Annotated in this window: 17 protein-coding genes and 1 CRISPR repeat array (1 of these 18 cut by a window edge); of the genes, 10 read left to right on the top strand and 7 right to left on the bottom strand. The window is 67.9% G+C overall.

All coding sequences use genetic code 11. The annotated features are described in order from the left end of the window. Positions 1 to 86 precede the first annotated feature (86 nt). The 4 genes from ACFYR3_RS37995 (at position 87) to ACFYR3_RS37980 (ending at position 3,517) form a co-directional block, all read left to right on the top strand. Positions 87 to 932: an SDR family oxidoreductase gene (locus ACFYR3_RS37995; RefSeq protein ID WP_389286585.1), complete on the top strand. Its 846-nt coding sequence runs from the start codon at positions 87 to 89 to the stop codon at positions 930 to 932. A gap of 69 nt (positions 933 to 1,001) precedes the next feature. Next, on the top strand, positions 1,002 to 1,484 hold the full coding sequence (locus ACFYR3_RS37990; RefSeq protein WP_389286583.1) for a nitroreductase family deazaflavin-dependent oxidoreductase: 483 nt from the start codon (positions 1,002 to 1,004) through the stop codon (positions 1,482 to 1,484). Between the two features lie 381 nt (positions 1,485 to 1,865). Further along, a complete protein-coding gene (locus ACFYR3_RS37985) occupies positions 1,866 to 2,846 on the top strand; it encodes an aldo/keto reductase (protein WP_389286581.1) in 981 nt (326 codons plus the stop codon). Positions 2,847 to 2,977: 131 nt separating this feature from the next. Further along, positions 2,978 to 3,517, top strand: a complete 540-nt coding sequence (locus ACFYR3_RS37980; RefSeq protein ID WP_389286579.1) for an NAD(P)H-dependent oxidoreductase — start codon at positions 2,978 to 2,980, stop codon at positions 3,515 to 3,517. 228 nt (positions 3,518 to 3,745) lie between these two features. On the opposite strand, the gene ACFYR3_RS37975 is transcribed toward ACFYR3_RS37980, so the two are convergent. The 7 genes from ACFYR3_RS37975 to ACFYR3_RS37945 form a co-directional block, all read right to left on the bottom strand. Next, positions 3,746 to 4,597: an IS5 family transposase gene (locus ACFYR3_RS37975; protein WP_389286611.1), complete on the bottom strand. Its 852-nt coding sequence runs from the start codon at positions 4,595 to 4,597 to the stop codon at positions 3,746 to 3,748. A gap of 64 nt (positions 4,598 to 4,661) precedes the next feature. Beyond that, positions 4,662 to 5,090, bottom strand: a complete 429-nt coding sequence (locus tag ACFYR3_RS37970) for a RacP protein (protein ID WP_389286578.1) — start codon at positions 5,088 to 5,090, stop codon at positions 4,662 to 4,664. Between the two features lie 3 nt (positions 5,091 to 5,093). After that, positions 5,094 to 6,212 (bottom strand): DUF6192 family protein, encoded by a 1,119-nt coding sequence (locus tag ACFYR3_RS37965; protein ID WP_389286577.1) that lies wholly within the window; start codon positions 6,210 to 6,212, stop codon positions 5,094 to 5,096. A 1,128-nt stretch (positions 6,213 to 7,340) separates the two neighbouring features. Continuing rightward, on the bottom strand, positions 7,341 to 7,784 hold the full coding sequence (locus ACFYR3_RS37960; protein WP_389286576.1) for an NUDIX domain-containing protein: 444 nt from the start codon (positions 7,782 to 7,784) through the stop codon (positions 7,341 to 7,343). Further along, entirely contained in the window at positions 7,781 to 8,290 is a 510-nt protein-coding gene (locus tag ACFYR3_RS37955) for a dTMP kinase (RefSeq protein ID WP_389286609.1), read from the bottom strand. Before ACFYR3_RS37955 ends, ACFYR3_RS37960 begins: the two co-directional genes overlap by 4 nt. A gap of 286 nt (positions 8,291 to 8,576) precedes the next feature. Continuing rightward, positions 8,577 to 9,167: an HD family hydrolase gene (locus tag ACFYR3_RS37950; protein ID WP_389286575.1), complete on the bottom strand. Its 591-nt coding sequence runs from the start codon at positions 9,165 to 9,167 to the stop codon at positions 8,577 to 8,579. 13 nt (positions 9,168 to 9,180) lie between these two features. After that, positions 9,181 to 10,254 carry a helix-turn-helix transcriptional regulator gene (locus tag ACFYR3_RS37945; protein ID WP_389286574.1) on the bottom strand — a complete coding sequence of 358 codons (1,074 nt, stop codon included), beginning with the start codon at positions 10,252 to 10,254 and terminating at the stop codon, positions 9,181 to 9,183. Positions 10,255 to 10,551: 297 nt separating this feature from the next. Here ACFYR3_RS37945 and ACFYR3_RS37940 point away from each other — a divergent pair, with 297 nt between their 5' ends. The 6 genes from ACFYR3_RS37940 to ACFYR3_RS37915 all read left to right on the top strand — a co-directional run bounded on the left by ACFYR3_RS37940 (position 10,552) and on the right by ACFYR3_RS37915 (position 14,497). Next, positions 10,552 to 10,974: an ATP-binding protein gene (locus tag ACFYR3_RS37940; RefSeq protein WP_389286572.1), complete on the top strand. Its 423-nt coding sequence runs from the start codon at positions 10,552 to 10,554 to the stop codon at positions 10,972 to 10,974. Continuing rightward, complete coding sequence (locus ACFYR3_RS37935) at positions 10,905 to 11,393, top strand: DUF6415 family natural product biosynthesis protein (protein ID WP_389286570.1); 489 nt, start codon at positions 10,905 to 10,907, stop codon at positions 11,391 to 11,393. The genes ACFYR3_RS37940 and ACFYR3_RS37935 overlap by 70 nt, the downstream gene beginning before the upstream one ends. Positions 11,394 to 11,452: 59 nt before the next feature. Further along, positions 11,453 to 12,121 carry a hypothetical protein gene (locus ACFYR3_RS37930; RefSeq protein WP_389286568.1) on the top strand — a complete coding sequence of 223 codons (669 nt, stop codon included), beginning with the start codon at positions 11,453 to 11,455 and terminating at the stop codon, positions 12,119 to 12,121. A 92-nt stretch (positions 12,122 to 12,213) separates the two neighbouring features. Further along, entirely contained in the window at positions 12,214 to 12,438 is a 225-nt protein-coding gene (locus tag ACFYR3_RS37925; RefSeq protein ID WP_389286566.1) for a hypothetical protein, read from the top strand. A gap of 17 nt (positions 12,439 to 12,455) precedes the next feature. After that, positions 12,456 to 13,415 carry an ATP-grasp ribosomal peptide maturase gene (tgmB, locus tag ACFYR3_RS37920; RefSeq protein ID WP_389286564.1) on the top strand — a complete coding sequence of 320 codons (960 nt, stop codon included), beginning with the start codon at positions 12,456 to 12,458 and terminating at the stop codon, positions 13,413 to 13,415. Positions 13,416 to 13,483: 68 nt separating this feature from the next. Next, positions 13,484 to 14,497: a methyltransferase domain-containing protein gene (locus ACFYR3_RS37915; protein WP_389286562.1), complete on the top strand. Its 1,014-nt coding sequence runs from the start codon at positions 13,484 to 13,486 to the stop codon at positions 14,495 to 14,497. 637 nt (positions 14,498 to 15,134) lie between these two features. Continuing rightward, a CRISPR array of direct repeats spans positions 15,135 to 15,224; the repeat unit is 29 nt; unit sequence CTGCTCCCCGCACGCGCGGGGATGGTCCC (it continues 1,342 nt past the right edge of the window).

The raw sequence follows: 15,224 nt of genomic DNA, 5'->3' as shown, positions 1-15,224 counted from the left end.
TGTGAACCGTCCAGACAGACGGCGTTCGTGCCGCCGGTTCCCCGCAGACAGCGGGTACCAGATCTCGGCGCCTGAAAGGACCCCCCATGAGCAAGGTCATTCTCGTCACCGGTGCCGGACGCGGTCTGGGCACGGACATCGCCCGCGAGTCCCTCGCCGCCGGCCACCAGGTCGTCGCCACCGGCCGCCGCCCCGAAGAGGTCGAGAAGACCCTGGGTGGGCCGCAGGACAGTCTGCTGGTCACCAGGCTCGACGTCACCAGCCTGGAGGACGCCGAGGCCGCCGCACAGGCAGCCGTCGACCGCTTCGGCCGCATCGACGTCCTGATCAACAACGCCGGGAACCTCTTCACCGGCTACTTCGAGGAGATCTCGCCCGCGCAGATGCGACGGCAGTTCGAGACCAACCTCTTCGGCCCGATGAACGTCACCCGCGCCGTCCTGCCCATCCTGCGCACGCAGCGCGCCGGCCACATCATCACCATCACCTCGACCGCCGGGCTGGTCGGCATGGAGTTCACCTCCGCCTATGCAGCCTCCAAGTTCGCGGAAGAGGGCTGGATGGAGTCCCTGCGCTACGACGTCGAGCCGTACAACGTCCACACCACGATCGTGGAGCCCGGCTACTTCCGCACCGAACTCCTCGTGGACGGCTCCACCAACTGGCCCGAGCTGTCCATCGACGACTATGCCCCGCGCACCGCCCCGCGGATCGAGGGCATGAAGAGCATGAACGGCCAGCAGCCGGGCGACCCGGCCAAGCTCGCCCGCGCCCTGCTGACCATCGTCGGCCAGGACAAGCCGCTGCTGCGGTTCGTCGCCGGTGCGGACGCCATCGAGGCTGCCGAGGCCAAGGCGAAGGAGCTCCTTGCCCAGGCCGAGGCATCCCGCGAGCTGGGCGGCCGCCTGGCCTACGACGACGCCCATGCCTGACCACCACGCCCCGCCCGGGACGGAGGACCGCTGCCGGGTGCGTTTTCCGACAGCACGGAGAGAGTCAACATGCCCCTCAAAGGCGAGTACGAGCCGAGCAAGGCGCAGTTTGTGCGTGACCAGGTGGAGCTGTACGAAAGCTCCGGCGGTACGCAGGGAACGACGCTGAGTGTCCTGGTCGCACGGGAAGAGGACGAGAGGCTCCGGGACCTGCCCGCCGTCATCCTGACCACCCTGGGCGCGAAGAGCGGCAAGATCCGCAAGACCCCGGTCATGCGGGTGGAGCACGACGGCTCCTACGCCGTCATCGCCTCCATGGCGGGAGCCCCCACCCACCCGGTCTGGTACCACAACGCGGTGGCCGACCCCCGGGTCGAGCTGCAGGACGGCCCGGTGCGCCAGGACATGCTGGCACACGAGGTGACCGGGGACGAGAAGGCCCTGTGGTGGGCCCGAGCCGTCGAGGCGTTCCCCGACTATGCCGAGTACCAGAAGAACACGGACCGTGAGATCCCGGTCCTCGTTCTGGAGCCGGCGGCCCACGAGCACTGACCCGCCGCAGCCGGTTCAACCCAGGGATCCGCCGCCTGGTCCCGCCGACACCAGCGTCGGACCCCACCCGGCACCGGCCGGTTCGCATACCCCGTGATCGGCCGGGTGCGCGCCCGGCTTGCCCGGATGAAGCACATCATGCAACGACCGCGGCACGGATGTCCTCGGCTGCCTGACCTGCGACGACATCCACGTCTGAGCACCACGCCAGGCCGAGGCTGGCAGCCACCGGGTGCGCCTACGGCCCCGACCCGCGACCCGGCCGACGGCGCCCGCGTCGACAGCGCGCGAATCACCCCAGCCCGGTCCGCCAACTGGTGGCGCACCCCACTACGCACGACCACCGACCGGCCTGACGGCCGTCACGACAAGGAGTACTTGATGAAGCACGTATCACTGGGCGGGCTCGATGTCTCCCGCATCGGCCTGGGAGCCATGACCATGGCCGGCACCTACACCACCGGCGGGGGCCTCGATGACGCCGAATCGATCCGCACCATCCACCGGGCGCTGGACCTCGGCGTCACCCACATCGACACCGCCGAGATCTACGGCCCCTTCCACAGCGAGGAAATCGTCGGCAAGGCCATCAAGGGCCGCCGCGACGACGTCGTCGTGGCGACGAAGTTCGGTCTCGTCTCCCACGCCGGCAACGGCCCCGGCGTCATCGACAGCAGCCCCGCCAACGTGAAGACCGCCGTCGAAGGCTCACTCCTGCGGCTCGGCACCGACCACATCGACCTCTACTACCAGCACCGCGTCGACCCCAACACACCCATCGAGGAGACCGTCGGCGCGCTGGCCGAGCTGATCGCCCAGGGCAAGGTGCGCCACATCGGCCTCTCCGAGGCCGGCCCCGAGACGATCCGCCGCGCCCACGCCGTGCATCCGGTGGCTGCGCTGCAGACCGAATACTCCCTGTGGACCCGCGACGTCGAGGCCGAGATCCTGCCGTTGCTGCGCGAGCTCGGTATCGGGTTCGTTCCCTACTCGCCGCTCGGGCACGGCCTGCTGACCGGGCAGATCCGCACCGTCGACGACTTCGCCGACGACGACTGGCGCAAGACCAACCCGCGCTTCACCGGCGAGAACTTCCAGCGCAACCTGCGCATCGTCGACGAAGTACAGGCCATCGGCGCCGAAATCGGCGCCACCCCGGCCCAGACCGCGCTGGCCTGGCTGCTGACCCGCGGCGACGACATCGCCCCCATCCCCGGCACCCGCCGCGTCTCACGCGTCGAAGAGAACACCGCCGCCGACGGTGTGGAACTCACCCCCACGCAGCTCGACCGCCTCAACAACCTCACACCCGCCGCAGGCGAACGCCACGACGAGACCAACATGGCCAGCATCGACCGCTGACCGCTGTTCCCGGCTCAGCCAGTGCTCCTGGACTTCGAAGGACTGACGCTCCGGCGAAGTTCCCGGCACGTCACACCAACCAACCCGCGTCCGTCTACCCATCTCACTGATCACTGAAGAGGTTTCTCATCATGTCCAAGGTTCTTCTTGTCATAGGCCACCCCAACCTGTCCCAGTCGAGGGCCAACGCGGCGCTCGTGGACGCCGTCCGCGACCTGGCCCATGTCACCGTGCACGACCTCTACGCCACCTACCCCGACTTCCAGATCGACGCCGCCGCCGAGCAGGCACTGCTGGCCGACCACGACGTGATCGTCTTCCAGCACCCCGTGTTCTGGTACAACACCACCCCTCTGTTCAAGCAGTGGCAGGACAAGGTCTTCACCCTCGGCTGGGCCTTCACCATGGACGGCTCCGCCTCGCAGCTGGCGGGCAAGAAGGCCGTCGTCGCCGTCACCACCGGCGTCCCCGCCGACCACTACACCCCCGAAGGCTCGAACCAGGCCACCATCGAGACCCTCCTCGGCAACTGGCACGCAACCCTGCGGCTCTGCCAGTTCGACATCCAGCCGATGGTCAAGCTGTACGGCACGGCTTTCGGCCTCTCCGACGAGGACCTGGCCACCGCCGCCAAGCAGTACAACGAACTGCTCGCCTCCTTCGCCGCCTGACTGCACTCTCACAACAACAGCCGCCCTCCCTGATCGCAACGCGGCGGTGACAGCCCTGCCAGAGTCTTGCCGAGCCAGCCTTCCGTCTCGGCTTCGGCGATTTGGACCCGGTGAACACCGTGGTGTTGCGGGTTGCGCCGATGGGGCCGTCGTGATGGTGCGACAATTGGGTCGGCCCGAGGCCCGGTGACTTCTTGGTGGGGCTGCTGGCCGTCAGTGCCAAGACGATCAGTCGCGTTGGGCCTCGCGGGATGCCGGTTGTCCGCTTCTGCGGGAGCTTCGACGGGTGATGCGCCTGGTCATCAGGGTGATAGCGGCCCAGGTGATCAGCGACTCGGAGTGCTGGACGAGGCGTTCGTAGTCGCGGGCGTGCCGGCGGGCGTGCATGACCCAGGCGTTGGTCCGTTCGACCACCCAACGGCGGGGAAGGACGACGAACCCCTTCGCGTCCTTCGGTCGGCTCACCGTTTTGATCGTGAGGTTCAGGTACTTCTTCGCCCAGGTCACGAGCTGTCCGGCATAGGCCGAGTCGGCCCAGACGATGGTGATCTCCGGGTGCATCAGCCGCAGCCGGAACAGCACTTCCTTCGCCGCATCACGGTCGGTGATGTTGGCCGCGGTGACCATGACGAACAGTGGCAGGCCCTTGGTGTCCACGACCAGGTGCCGCTTGCGGCCGTTGATTTTCTTCGCCGCGTCGTAGCCGCGAGAGTCCTTGCCGACGGTATCGGCGGCCTTCACCGACTGCGAGTCGATGATGGTGGCGACCGCACCGGGCGATCGGCCCATGTCGCGGCGCACTCGCTTGCGGAGCCGGTCGCGGATCTGACCGACGACTCCGGCCGCGGCCCAGCGGGCCATGAAACCGTAGGCCGTCCGCCAGGGCGGGAAGTCCTTCGGCAGCGCGCGCCACTTGCATCCCGTGTCGACGACGTACCGAATCGCGTCCACGATCTCCCGGCGGGGGTGCTTCTCCGGCCGTCCGCCGGCCCGGGTTTCGCAGGCCGGGGTGGGCAGCAGGGGTGCGATCAAGGCCCACTCGTCGTCCCAGGTGTCGGAGGGATAGCAGCGGCGACGCATCACGGTCTTCCCTTCCCTGGTGTCGGGTCGGGGCCCGGCCGCCGTCGGCGGCCGGGCCCGGTGGTCAGGCGTCGGTGAAGTCGGCGATCACGTCGAGCGTGGACTCCACCGAGCTGAGCTGGGTGTTCAGGTGCTTGATCCACCGGCCCTTGGGCTGCAGAGTGGCGTGCGGGGCGACGGTCCCGGTGATGAAGCGGCGGATCTCGGTGAGCTTGCCGCGGATGATCGCGACTTCGTAGGCCTGGAGTTCGGCGGGGTCGGCGCAGAACTTGTAGCCGTCCGGCCTGGTCCAGATCAGCGGCGGCCAGCCGCGTTCGGTGATGGTGTCCCGCAGGCAGGCCAGGCCTGATCGGGTCTGGTGGGGCGAGAGCTCGCTGGATCTGACCAGCTGGTTGAAGGTCAGACCGGCCGGCCGTGCCTCGAACAGCACGAAGCGGACGGTGTCGGCGTGCCGCTGGGCCGCCGGCGATCTGCGCTCGGAGGCACGGGGCATCGGCTATTCACCCTGCAAGAGCCGGGCCAGTTCGCCGTCGACGTCGACCTTCCCGGTGTCCACGGCCGTCTCGATCCAGTCCAGCGTCGCCCGCACCCGGGCTACGTTCTCGTGCACGACCACCCGTTCGTCGTCGCCGAGCTGCCGGTCGCGCATCGCGGGGACGACCCGGCCGGCCGCGGCGACGAACGCGTGGCAGGCGGTGATCAGGTCCAGGAACTCCACGGTCCGGTCGATCTTCTTGACCGCCGGGGCGACGGGGCTGGTCTCCTCGAAGTGCTCGCGGGCCTGCCGGCCCCGCTCGACCTGGGCGTGGTTGACCTGGTGGCGGGCGGTGTCGTCCGACATCGCCCGGAACGCGACGTCAGGACGTCGCAGCAGACCGGTGGTCACCGTCGCCGCGACGGTATCGTCGCGGGTCAGCTCCTCGACCGCGCGGACCTTGTCCGCCGGGGCGACCCGGGCGACGACGGCCGGACGCCGCAGGAAGTCCGGGGCGACCGCAGCGGCGACCTTGTCCTCGCGGGTCAGCTCCGCCACCGCCCTGACCTTGTCCTCGTCCTTCACCTGCGCGACCACCGACGGGCGCCGCAACAGGTCCCCGGTCACCGCCGCGGCGACCGCCTCGTCCTGGGCGAGGGTGTGGATCGCGCTGACCTTCTCCTGCGGGGTGACGGGCTTGACGACCTGACGGCCGACCCTGCGGTTCGCCTCGTCCGGCGTCCAACGGGACCTGCCCTCGGGCGGGGTGAGGATCGTGGCGAACCGTTCCTCGTCATCGGCGACGGACGCCAGGATCTGGTGGACCGTGAACGACACTCCCGACAACCGCCGGTCCTTCGGCCACTTCGACGCGGTCCACCGGGCCTTGTCCACCATCGCGTAGGACAGCCCGATGTCCTCGGCCAGGCGGAACAGCGAGTCCTTGACCGTGAACAGCGAATCGCTCCGCTCCTGGCCGCCGGACTCCCGCATCGGTTCGACTTCGAGTGCGTAGTCGCCGGTCGTGAACTGGATCCGGCTGGCGGTCTCCACCAGTTTCCGCAGCTCGGCGACAATCTCCGCGTACCGGTTCGCGCTGACGCTGCCGACCTTGTCGGCGATCTCGGTCTCTTCGTGCATGGCATCCACCACCCACCGCAAGGCCGGGACACGGCTCTGCGGCCGTGACGGGACCCGGCCCGCTTCTTTGACCGAGCGTCAGACCGTAAATAGGAAGATCACAACGAATGACCGGAAATGACCAATCTATGGCCGAAGGAGCGATCCGGTTGCGTTCGCGGTGCGGTCACTGTGACCGTTCGCCGAACGATTCCTTTCGGGTCCGCCAGGCCCTCGTGACGCACCGCCGCGAGCAGTAGACCGCATTCGAACGGCGGTCCACCCCCGCGACCCAAGTAGTCCCGCACTCGGGACACTCGGCCCGGCCGGCACCACCCAGTTCCGCGGCGACCCGCTTGCGCAACCGCAGGTCCCGACGCCACTGCCTGGCACGACACACCGTTGAGCAGAACCTCGCCCGAGGCGGGGCGTCCGGCCTCAGCCGACCCTCGCAGTTCTCGCACACCCGCTCTACAGCCTGCCCGGCGTCCTCGGACACCCAGCCAGCCTAGGGCACAAAGCTACTCAAAACCTGGGATCGAAAACAGGCACTCAGCCCGGTTCAGCCGTCGAATCTCAGCCCAGTCCTCCACGTGGATCACCCTCTCTTCTTCCCGACTCCAGAATCATGAAGTCAGGATGATCAAGAGATCGCAGAGTGGCCCGATTTTGATGCGCCGACCGTGGCCTTCAATTCACCCGCTGCCGACAGTAGTGCCGCAGATCGAGGCCCTGCTCCCCGCACGCGCGGGGATGGTCCCGCACCCACACCCTCCCCGCCTGCCGCGACCACCAGACTGCTACGACCGGTGCCATGACAGAGGAGACGGCGAGCAAAGCGGAGATGGCGGCCGACTGCGGGCCGACGCGGCGTCAAAGTCGGCCCGCCGGTAGTGGCCAGGAAGGCGTGAGAGGAGGCGTATCTGGCAGCGATTGAGACAGCCGCGGCCCAACGCCTCGATCTGGTCCACTACCGGGTGCAATAGGCGTTCGGGGCCTGAGAACGGGTACTCAGGCCTCGGCCCGCGAGGGGACCGCCGCTTCGGTCCTGCCTGCCGCTGCAGCAGGTCTGTTAGTCGTGGGGTGACGTTCGCCGCCAGAGTGACGCGCGCTGCGTGGACCGCCGTTTTCTGTGCAGCCGGGTCACGGCTATTGCCAGTTGTGGCAGGTGTAAGGAGCGGTGCTGTTGAGGTAGCCGTGCAGGCCGGCGTTGGGGTATTCGATGATGTCGTCGGGGAGTTCGTGGATGGTGAACCATTCCAGGGCCAGGCATTTTTCGGGTTCGGTGTTGACGGGGTGTCCTTGCCAGGTGGTGGCTTCGAAGAAGAAGCCGATGCGTTCTACGGCGTCGTTCTGGCGGTGGTGCACGACGTGGACGAGGCGGAGAGCTGCGAGATTGACGGTGACGCCGGTTTCCTCGAGGAGCTCGCGGGCGGCGCCCGCGAGCAGGGTTTCGCCGTGGTCGAGTTTCCCGGACGGCAGGTGCCAGCGGCCGTAGCCGTAGGAGCCGCCTCGCTGGGAGAAGAGGATCTTGTCGCCGTCGCGGAGGATGACGTGGGTGTCGATGACGGGTGTCGCCGGTGTTGCGCTCATGGTCCTTGGGGGGTGGATGGGGGTTCTGGGGGCACTGACGCTAGCGGCAGGTTCGGTATGGCGTCGGCGATTCGCCGTGCTACGTCCGATGGTGTGGATGCACCGTTGTCGAGGAGCAGGACGCTGACGCCCTTGTCGGTCAGGTAGTCGACTGCTTGCCGGTAGAGGCCGACTTCGCGGCGCGGACCGGTGGGGTCGAGGTGCCAGCGGTGCGTGATGCCGCGCGCGGCGATACGTGCGGAAATCCGCGCCGGTTCGGCGGTGAGGATCACTGCCAGGTCCGGCAGCGGGGCGTGCTGGTTGATGACGGTCAGGAACTCGAGGGGAACGCCGTCGAGCTGCTGCAGCACCAGGGTGGAGGGCAGGTAGCGGTCACTGATGATGAGTTCGCCGGCCTGCAGCGCCGGTCCGATCACCGTTTCGACGTGTTCGTAGCGGGTGGCGACGAGGCAGGCCAGGGCCAGGCCGTGGATGCGGTCGGCGTGGGAGCGGGTGAAGGTGCCCAGCGCGGTGGTGGTTGGCTCGACGGTGCGGCGGATGGTGCGGCCCTGCCGGTGAGCAGGTCGTACAGGGCTTGCACGGTGGTGGACTTGCCCACGCGCTTGGTTCGTCGATGCTGACGAACCAGCCTCGCCTGCCGCTCACGCCGCTGTCTCCTGCGGGTGCTGGTTGCGTTCGTGCTGCTCGCGGGCGAGCGTCGAGCGGAGGCGGTGCAGAGGATGGACTGCTGCTCCCCGCACGCGCGGGAATGATCCCCGGACGCGCCGCACGTCATCCGAGAGACCAACTGGATCAGGCTTGTTTCGTGTTGCTCTCGCCGAGTGCTGTGCGCAGCCAATCGAGTGAGTCTGTTTCGAGTACCGCTTCGGCAAGCGCATGGGCGGTTTTCGTGGTGAGGCGGCTGCGGCTGTTGTCGATCCAGCGTTGCGCGTTCTGATATCCCTGGGCCTTGTACTCGATGCCTTGGATCAGGCATTCCAGCTTGTCGGCGTCCCGTGCGCAGACCGCCTCCGGGGACTCCTTGGCCTCGTATTCGTCGATCAGCTCGCGTACCGCCTGAGCCAGAATATCGGGCATCTGTGCGACCTGGTCGGCCGTGACGTGGCGGGGGTCAGCCTGCGGCGCGTATGTCCTGCCCAGGTAGTTCACGTCCCCGGTACGGGTTTCCTGCGAGTCGTGCCATACCGCAAGGAATGCCGCCCTGGCTGGGTCCGCCCCTTCCAGCTTGGCGATGATCGTCGCGATGAGCGCGGTGCGCCACGAGTGATCAGCGACCGACTCCGGCTCTTTGACCCCGGCCATCCACCATCCGGTGCGTGCGGTGTTCTTCAGCGTCCCCGCCTCGTACAGGAATCGTGCCACCGCGGTCAGGTCCTCGGACACCGTCAGGCTCCTCTCACGCCTCGGCGAGGCGGATCGCGTACCGGATGCTCTCCAGCTCCCGCCGTCCGCGCGGCGAGAGTTCCCCGCTATCCAACATGATCGATAGCCTCTCGCGCAGCGCCCGAGACGTTGCACCCGAGCGGAGCAGGCCGGGCCGGGCCTGGAGAAGGGCCCAAATGCTATGGATGTTGAGTTCCACATAGCCGTGCCCGGGCGTGATCCCGTCGACGAGATGTCTCAGGAGCCTGTCGCCTGCCCACGGCCCTGGAGAGCGGTCGGCGATGAAATCGTCGGAGAGCTCGACTTGCCTCACCTCGCCGACCCAGTAGCCGAAGTAGTTGAGGTTGGCAGCTTCCCCGGCATCGTTGTCCACCAGAGCTGAGTCGATGAAGTGAGACAGGCGATCAACATCGCCCTGCCGGGCGGCAATGGCAGCCACACTGCGGGCGTTCAGCCAGCCGGTAAGCCAATCGGCTGGCCGCTCGCGGCGCTGCTGGTGAACGAGCCAGTCCTCCGTGTCCGTCTCGCGGTCGTATCCGCACAGGTAGAGGGCTTGGCGACGCAGGAGGAACTGGTCCGTACCGCGCGCCTGCTCTGCAGCGCGCCGCATCTGAGCGAAGAAGCCCCGCCGCTCAGCCGACGACAGTTCGGGCCCGGACGGAGCCGGTCCGCGGCGAGGATGGGGTGGCGCGGGCAGGTTCCGCACGGGTTGTGGCGGGACGCCGTTGAGCGGCCACACCAGCACTTCGGCGAACTCGCGTTGCATCACCATCGCGCCGAGCGGGCTCTCCTCGACCTGGGAGTCTTCCTCAAGGACGCCCGCGAGGAGCACATCCGCCTCCAAAGCTCGCTCCAGCACTTGTAAGAGAGCGGACGCGGTACCCATCTGCATCAGCCGGCGGCGGTGGACAAGCATCTGCCCGACAGGCACCGCGGTCAGTGGACGCCGCCCGGTCTCCCACCCCGCAATCGTGTTCAGGCTCACCTTCAGGCGCTCTGCGACCTCCTCCTGCGTGAAGCCTTGCTGTTCCCGTATCACCCGCCAGACATGACCGCTGATAGCGCCGAAACGACCGCGCGAAGTCATACCCGTACTGCCGGTCAGGGTTTGTCGAGGGCTCGGCTGCATGGGAGGTCCAATCCGGGCATTTTCAGCAAGCCACCTGTACTCGCGGTCACTTCAGTATCTGCAACGGCTTTTCTACCGTATTCGCCATCCCCCGTGAGCCTAGTAGGGAGGCAGCAACTCATGGGCTTAGTTCACGCTCTTCAGTCAATTGTGCCAACCCGTCCCCGTCCGGTGCTGCAACCCGCCATCGAGGTTGAGATGACGACGACAGCTGTACGGACGCCTCGGACGGTCCCCAATTGCGACGAGGACGCCATGGGTCTGATTTTCGAGGTTGCTTCACGCCGTGGCGGCACCCCGCCTCGAGAAAAGGACATGCGCAGAGTGGGTGCCATACGGCGGATCGTGGCCGCGCGGCTTCGGTACTGCGGGCTCGAGGCAATGATGTACGACGTCACGCTGATCGTCTCGGAATTGCTGACCAACGCGTTGCTGCACAGCGGAACGACGGAGATCAGCCTGACCATCGCTGTCCGCGACGGCTGCCTTCAGATCACCGTCCGGGACGGTATGGCCGGATGCGCCGAGCCCGGTGAGGCCGAAGAGGGTGCTGAGTCGGGGCGCGGTCTCGTTCTCGTTGACCACCTGGTTGAGGAGAACGGCGGCGCATGGGGGACCAGCGACGCAGGCGCAGTCACCTGGTGCCGTCTCACTGTTCCGGCCAAGGAGAAGGCGTGATGGCCACTGCCCCAGGGCCAACCAGGGTCGTACCTGTGTGGGCGCCGCCGTTAGACCCCGAAGCCCTGGAAACAGTGCTGATCAAGGTTCGCGCGTGGCAGCCCTTCGACGGTGAATCGCTCCTCGACGACATCGGCGCAGTCCTCGACGATGTCGTCCCAGCCGAGGAAGCCCTCGACGACCACGACCTGCGGCTCCGCGGCCACCTGATGCAACTCGTCGCTATCGCCGTCGCTGCTGAGGTGGGCCAGAAGGATCCAGAAGCGGAACAACTGATCGAGCGGGCCCGCAGGTTGCGCACCGAGGCCATGCCAGGCGACCACCTGCACGCCGTCGGGCACCTGCGCCGGATGGCCTGGGTTGTCAACGAACTTCACGAGCGTCTCGGCGCGATCAAGTGCCTCCGGGAGGCGGCCTGATGCTGGGTCCCCTACTTCCGTACAGCCCGCCCGCCTCGCCTGGAAAGACGAATCGTTCCATGCCCACTACCGCAGCCAGTTCGGCCGTAGTCCCGTACGTCATCCAGCGGGTGGGGGAGGAGGCCGCACCTGACAACCTGATCATCAGGCGCAGCGCGCCGGGACGAAGCCGGCTCCACTACTGCGACGAAGACCCCCGGGACCGCGATCCGCGCGGTGTGCTGTACGCGCGGGTCGGATGGAATCCGCTGGGTGCGGACGGGATGCCGACCGGGGAACCCCTGTGGAAGTTCATGCACCCGCACCGGCAGATGGCGACCATGCAGACCCTCCGGTGCCAGGTGTGCACACAGCCCGCCAGGACGAAGATCGGCCTCATCTTCCTCGCGGGACCCAGGGACGAAGACCCCACCCGGATGGAGATCCTGACGAATCAGCCTCCGGTGTGCGCCCGGCACGTGCGCACCGTTGCGGCGCTGTGCCCGCACATGGAGAAGCAGCCGATGGTCTTCCTCGCCCAGAGCGCCCCCATGTATGGCGTGAGCGGAGTCCTCTACGGCCGCCTCGCCCGCGGAGGCTTGCACGTCGTTGCCCGCCCTGACGTCGCCGTGCCCTACGGGAACCCCGACCTGGCCACGTTCCTCGCCTCGCAGATGGTCCGCCGGCTTTCGAGCTTCCGCGTCCTCGACCTCGGCGAGCTGCTCAAGAAGCTCGGGACCGCCGCATAGACCCCTGCCCGGTGGCCCGGAAGACCGTCCGAGCCCAGGACGCCGGGCAGGCCAGCAAGAGCACATCAACCTCTCTGAACAGGAGAAACAGAATGACCGCAGCAGCAACCATTCCGTTCGCCGCCCGCGCGGCGGCCCCGCCGTGCCTGGTAGCCACTTCGATCGACGGCGTTCGCTGGGACCAGGACCGCCAGATCAATGTGGCTGCGGACGGCCGACCCTGGCACACCAAGACGCAGGCCGCGTCGACCACCGACACCAACCTGGACGGCCAGGGCGACGACGTCTCCGACCCGTATTTCGCGCCCGCGTCATGAGCACCGCCGCTCGCCCTGTGCTCGTTGTCGCTGAACAGCTCGACGCGGCGGCCGACATGGTCGTCGACCAGCTCAACCAGCGCGACGTGCCCGTGATGCGATTCGACGTCGCACGGTTCCCGCAGCAGCTCACCCTGACCGGCACGCACCTGCCGCAGGAACCGGGCTGGACAGGGACTATCGACGACGGGCACCGGACGGTGCGGCTCGAGGAAGTGCGGGCCGTCTACTGGAGGCGGCCCGCACCTCCCCAGATCACCGACACCGTTCCCGAGCCCTACGCCACCTGGGCGCAGAACCAGGCCGACGCCGCGATCCTCAACGTGCTCGCCGCCCTGCCCGGCGTGCCGTGGCTCAACAACCCGCACGCCGACCGCATCGCCGCTCACAAGCCGCAGCAGCTCGTCGCCGCGACCCGCTGCCGCATGACGGTGCCGCGCAGCATCATCACCAACAGCCCGGACGCGGCGCGGGCCTTCGCGAAGGAGGTGGACGGCCCGCTGATCTGCAAGCCCGTCCTCGGCGGCCGACTCGATACCGGCGCGGAGCGCCGCCTGATGGTGGCCACCCATCGCGTCGACCCAGCCGACTTCGACGACAGTATCCGCACCACCGCCCACTACTTCCAGGAGGACATCCCCAAGGCGTACGAGGTGCGCCTGATCGCCGTCGGCGGGCAGATCTTCGGCGGCAAGCTGATCACGACGAGCGAGGCCGCCAGCACCGACTGGCGGACCGACTACGACCACATCGCGTACGACACCGTCGACGTCCCCGACGACATTGCGACCGCAGTGCGCCGGTTCCTCGCCCACTACGGCACCGCGTTCGGGGCGTTCGACTTCGCCGTAACCCCCGCAGGACAGTGGGTGTTCTTCGAGAACAACCCCGCCGGTACCTGGGGATGGGTCGAGAATCGCACCGGCCTGCCGATCGCCGCGGCGCACGCCGAATATCTTATGGGAGCCACCGCATGAACGAGCCCGACGACGGAGCTTGCACTGCCGCACGCCGGCGCATGGCCGCCCGTCTCACGGCTGAGCACGTGAGCGGGTGGGCAGAGGCGTTCGCCTCCGTTCCCCGCCACCTGTTCGTGCCCCGCTTCTACCGACAGGACGGCACCGGAGCGTGGCAGCCGCTCACCGGGACGGACCCGGCATACCCGGAAGCGGTCTACAGCAACACGGCGCTGACCACGCAACTCGACGAACACGGCGTCCCCACCAGCTCCTCCAGCCAGCCCTCGATCATGCTGGCCATGCTCGAATCCCTGGACGTGAGCGAGTCAAACCGCATTCTCGAACTGGGGACCGGCACCGGATACAACGCCGCCCTGCTCTGCCACCGGCTCGGCGACGCGAACGTGACCAGCATCGACATCAACCCCGGCCTCGTCGAAACCGCGGCCCGACACTTGCGGCAAGCAGGCTTCAACCCGACCCTCGCGATCCGCGACGGCGCCGAGGGATACCCCGACAACGGGCCCTACCAGCGCATTATTTCGACCGTCGGCCTCCACACCATCCCGAGACCGCTCCTACAGCAGACGGCCCCCGACGCTGTCATCGTCGCCCCGCTCGGATACGGCATCGTCCGCGCCACCGTCACCGCCCCTGGCCACGCAACCGGTCGCTTCCTCGCCACCCCGGCGCACTTCATGGCACGGCGCACAGGCGGAGCAGGGCCCCGGTTCGACGCCGCCCTCGAACAGAGCCCCACCGTCACCGGTGTTCCGCCCGCGGACCTGCTCAGCCGGCTCAGGTTCCCCGCATCGGTGGCCCTGCCCGGCTACACATCCTGCAGCTGGCGTGGGGAGGACGGAGAGCTCGATGCCGTCGGACTGTGGACGCCCGACGGATCCACCGCCATCGCCCACACCTCGGGCACCGTGCGCCAGACCGGCCCGCGAAGGCTGTGGGACACCATCGAAGACCTGGCGAAGATCTTCGGGGACGAACCCGAACGCGATGCCTTCCTGCTGACCATCACACCCACCACCCAGACCGTGTTCTACGAGAACGAAGACGGACCCAACTGGGTTCTCCCAGCCATGCCCTGACCGCCACCCCGAACCGGTCCCGCCCATCCCGCCCTCCCCCTGGCGGGATGGGCGGGACCTTCTGTTACAGGGCCACGCCGAATCGCCCGGTGTACTACTGCGCAGCCGGGCTGCCGCCCTCACACGTCCATGGACCCGTGCTTGAAGGCCCTCGGCCTGGAGCCCGGCCCACCAGCTCCGGACGACGCCGGACTCGAGCGCGGCGACTTTCCCACCGGTTCGATCGGGCCTTGAGAGCGAGCTTGTACGCCGACGGCCACCAACCGTCACCGCCCTGGGCTTTCCCCCCGGCAAGGACACCCATCCTGGTGCTGTCCACCAGTACCTGCCCAGCGGCTGCGGCCTCCTGGACGGTGACACCTGCGAGACCGCACGTCCGCATCGGGATACCCCCGCGTCGGCGGGGAGGAGCCGATCCTGAGGCGGTGCCGCGCCCAATGGCCTTGGTGCAGCAGCTGGTTTGCACCGGGCGTTCTCGACGTAGGGAGAGGCGGCCCGTATATGCCTCGTAGACTCGGTGGTGGGACGTCGAGCCGTAAGTCTGACCATAGACGGAGAGAAGTTGTCCGATTTGCCGGTATCGGTGAAAGTCAATGAAAATGCTCTGCCGGGCCGGTAGCGTCGCAGGTCAGACAGTCTGCTCCCCGCACGCGCGGGGATGGTCCCTGTCCGCCGCGGTAGTCGCCCGAGGGCAGGAACTGCTCCCCGCACGCGCGGGGATGGTCCC

The organism is Streptomyces sp. NPDC005784, assembly GCF_042871525.1.
In the GTDB taxonomy this organism is placed as follows: domain Bacteria; phylum Actinomycetota; class Actinomycetes; order Streptomycetales; family Streptomycetaceae; genus Streptomyces.
This window is presented reverse-complemented; position numbering and strand designations above follow the sequence as displayed.

What these genes read in the sequence shown, in the direction of transcription:
- ACFYR3_RS37995 (WP_389286585.1), top strand. Translation starts at nt 87, where the DNA reads ATGAGCAAGGTCATTCTCGTCACCGGTGCCGGACGCGGTCTGGGCACG.
- ACFYR3_RS37990 (WP_389286583.1), top strand. Translation starts at nt 1,002, where the DNA reads ATGCCCCTCAAAGGCGAGTACGAGCCGAGCAAGGCGCAGTTTGTGCGT.
- ACFYR3_RS37985 (WP_389286581.1), top strand. Translation starts at nt 1,866, where the DNA reads ATGAAGCACGTATCACTGGGCGGGCTCGATGTCTCCCGCATCGGCCTG.
- ACFYR3_RS37980 (WP_389286579.1), top strand. Translation starts at nt 2,978, where the DNA reads ATGTCCAAGGTTCTTCTTGTCATAGGCCACCCCAACCTGTCCCAGTCG.
- ACFYR3_RS37975 (WP_389286611.1), bottom strand. Translation starts at nt 4,597, where the DNA reads ATGCGTCGCCGCTGCTATCCCTCCGACACCTGGGACGACGAGTGGGCC.
- ACFYR3_RS37970 (WP_389286578.1), bottom strand. Translation starts at nt 5,090, where the DNA reads ATGCCCCGTGCCTCCGAGCGCAGATCGCCGGCGGCCCAGCGGCACGCC.
- ACFYR3_RS37965 (WP_389286577.1), bottom strand. Translation starts at nt 6,212, where the DNA reads ATGCACGAAGAGACCGAGATCGCCGACAAGGTCGGCAGCGTCAGCGCG.
- ACFYR3_RS37960 (WP_389286576.1), bottom strand. Translation starts at nt 7,784, where the DNA reads ATGAGCGCAACACCGGCGACACCCGTCATCGACACCCACGTCATCCTC.
- ACFYR3_RS37945 (WP_389286574.1), bottom strand. Translation starts at nt 10,254, where the DNA reads ATGACTTCGCGCGGTCGTTTCGGCGCTATCAGCGGTCATGTCTGGCGG.
- ACFYR3_RS37940 (WP_389286572.1), top strand. Translation starts at nt 10,552, where the DNA reads ATGGGTCTGATTTTCGAGGTTGCTTCACGCCGTGGCGGCACCCCGCCT.
- ACFYR3_RS37935 (WP_389286570.1), top strand. Translation starts at nt 10,905, where the DNA reads ATGGGGGACCAGCGACGCAGGCGCAGTCACCTGGTGCCGTCTCACTGT.
- ACFYR3_RS37930 (WP_389286568.1), top strand. Translation starts at nt 11,453, where the DNA reads ATGCCCACTACCGCAGCCAGTTCGGCCGTAGTCCCGTACGTCATCCAG.
- ACFYR3_RS37925 (WP_389286566.1), top strand. Translation starts at nt 12,214, where the DNA reads ATGACCGCAGCAGCAACCATTCCGTTCGCCGCCCGCGCGGCGGCCCCG.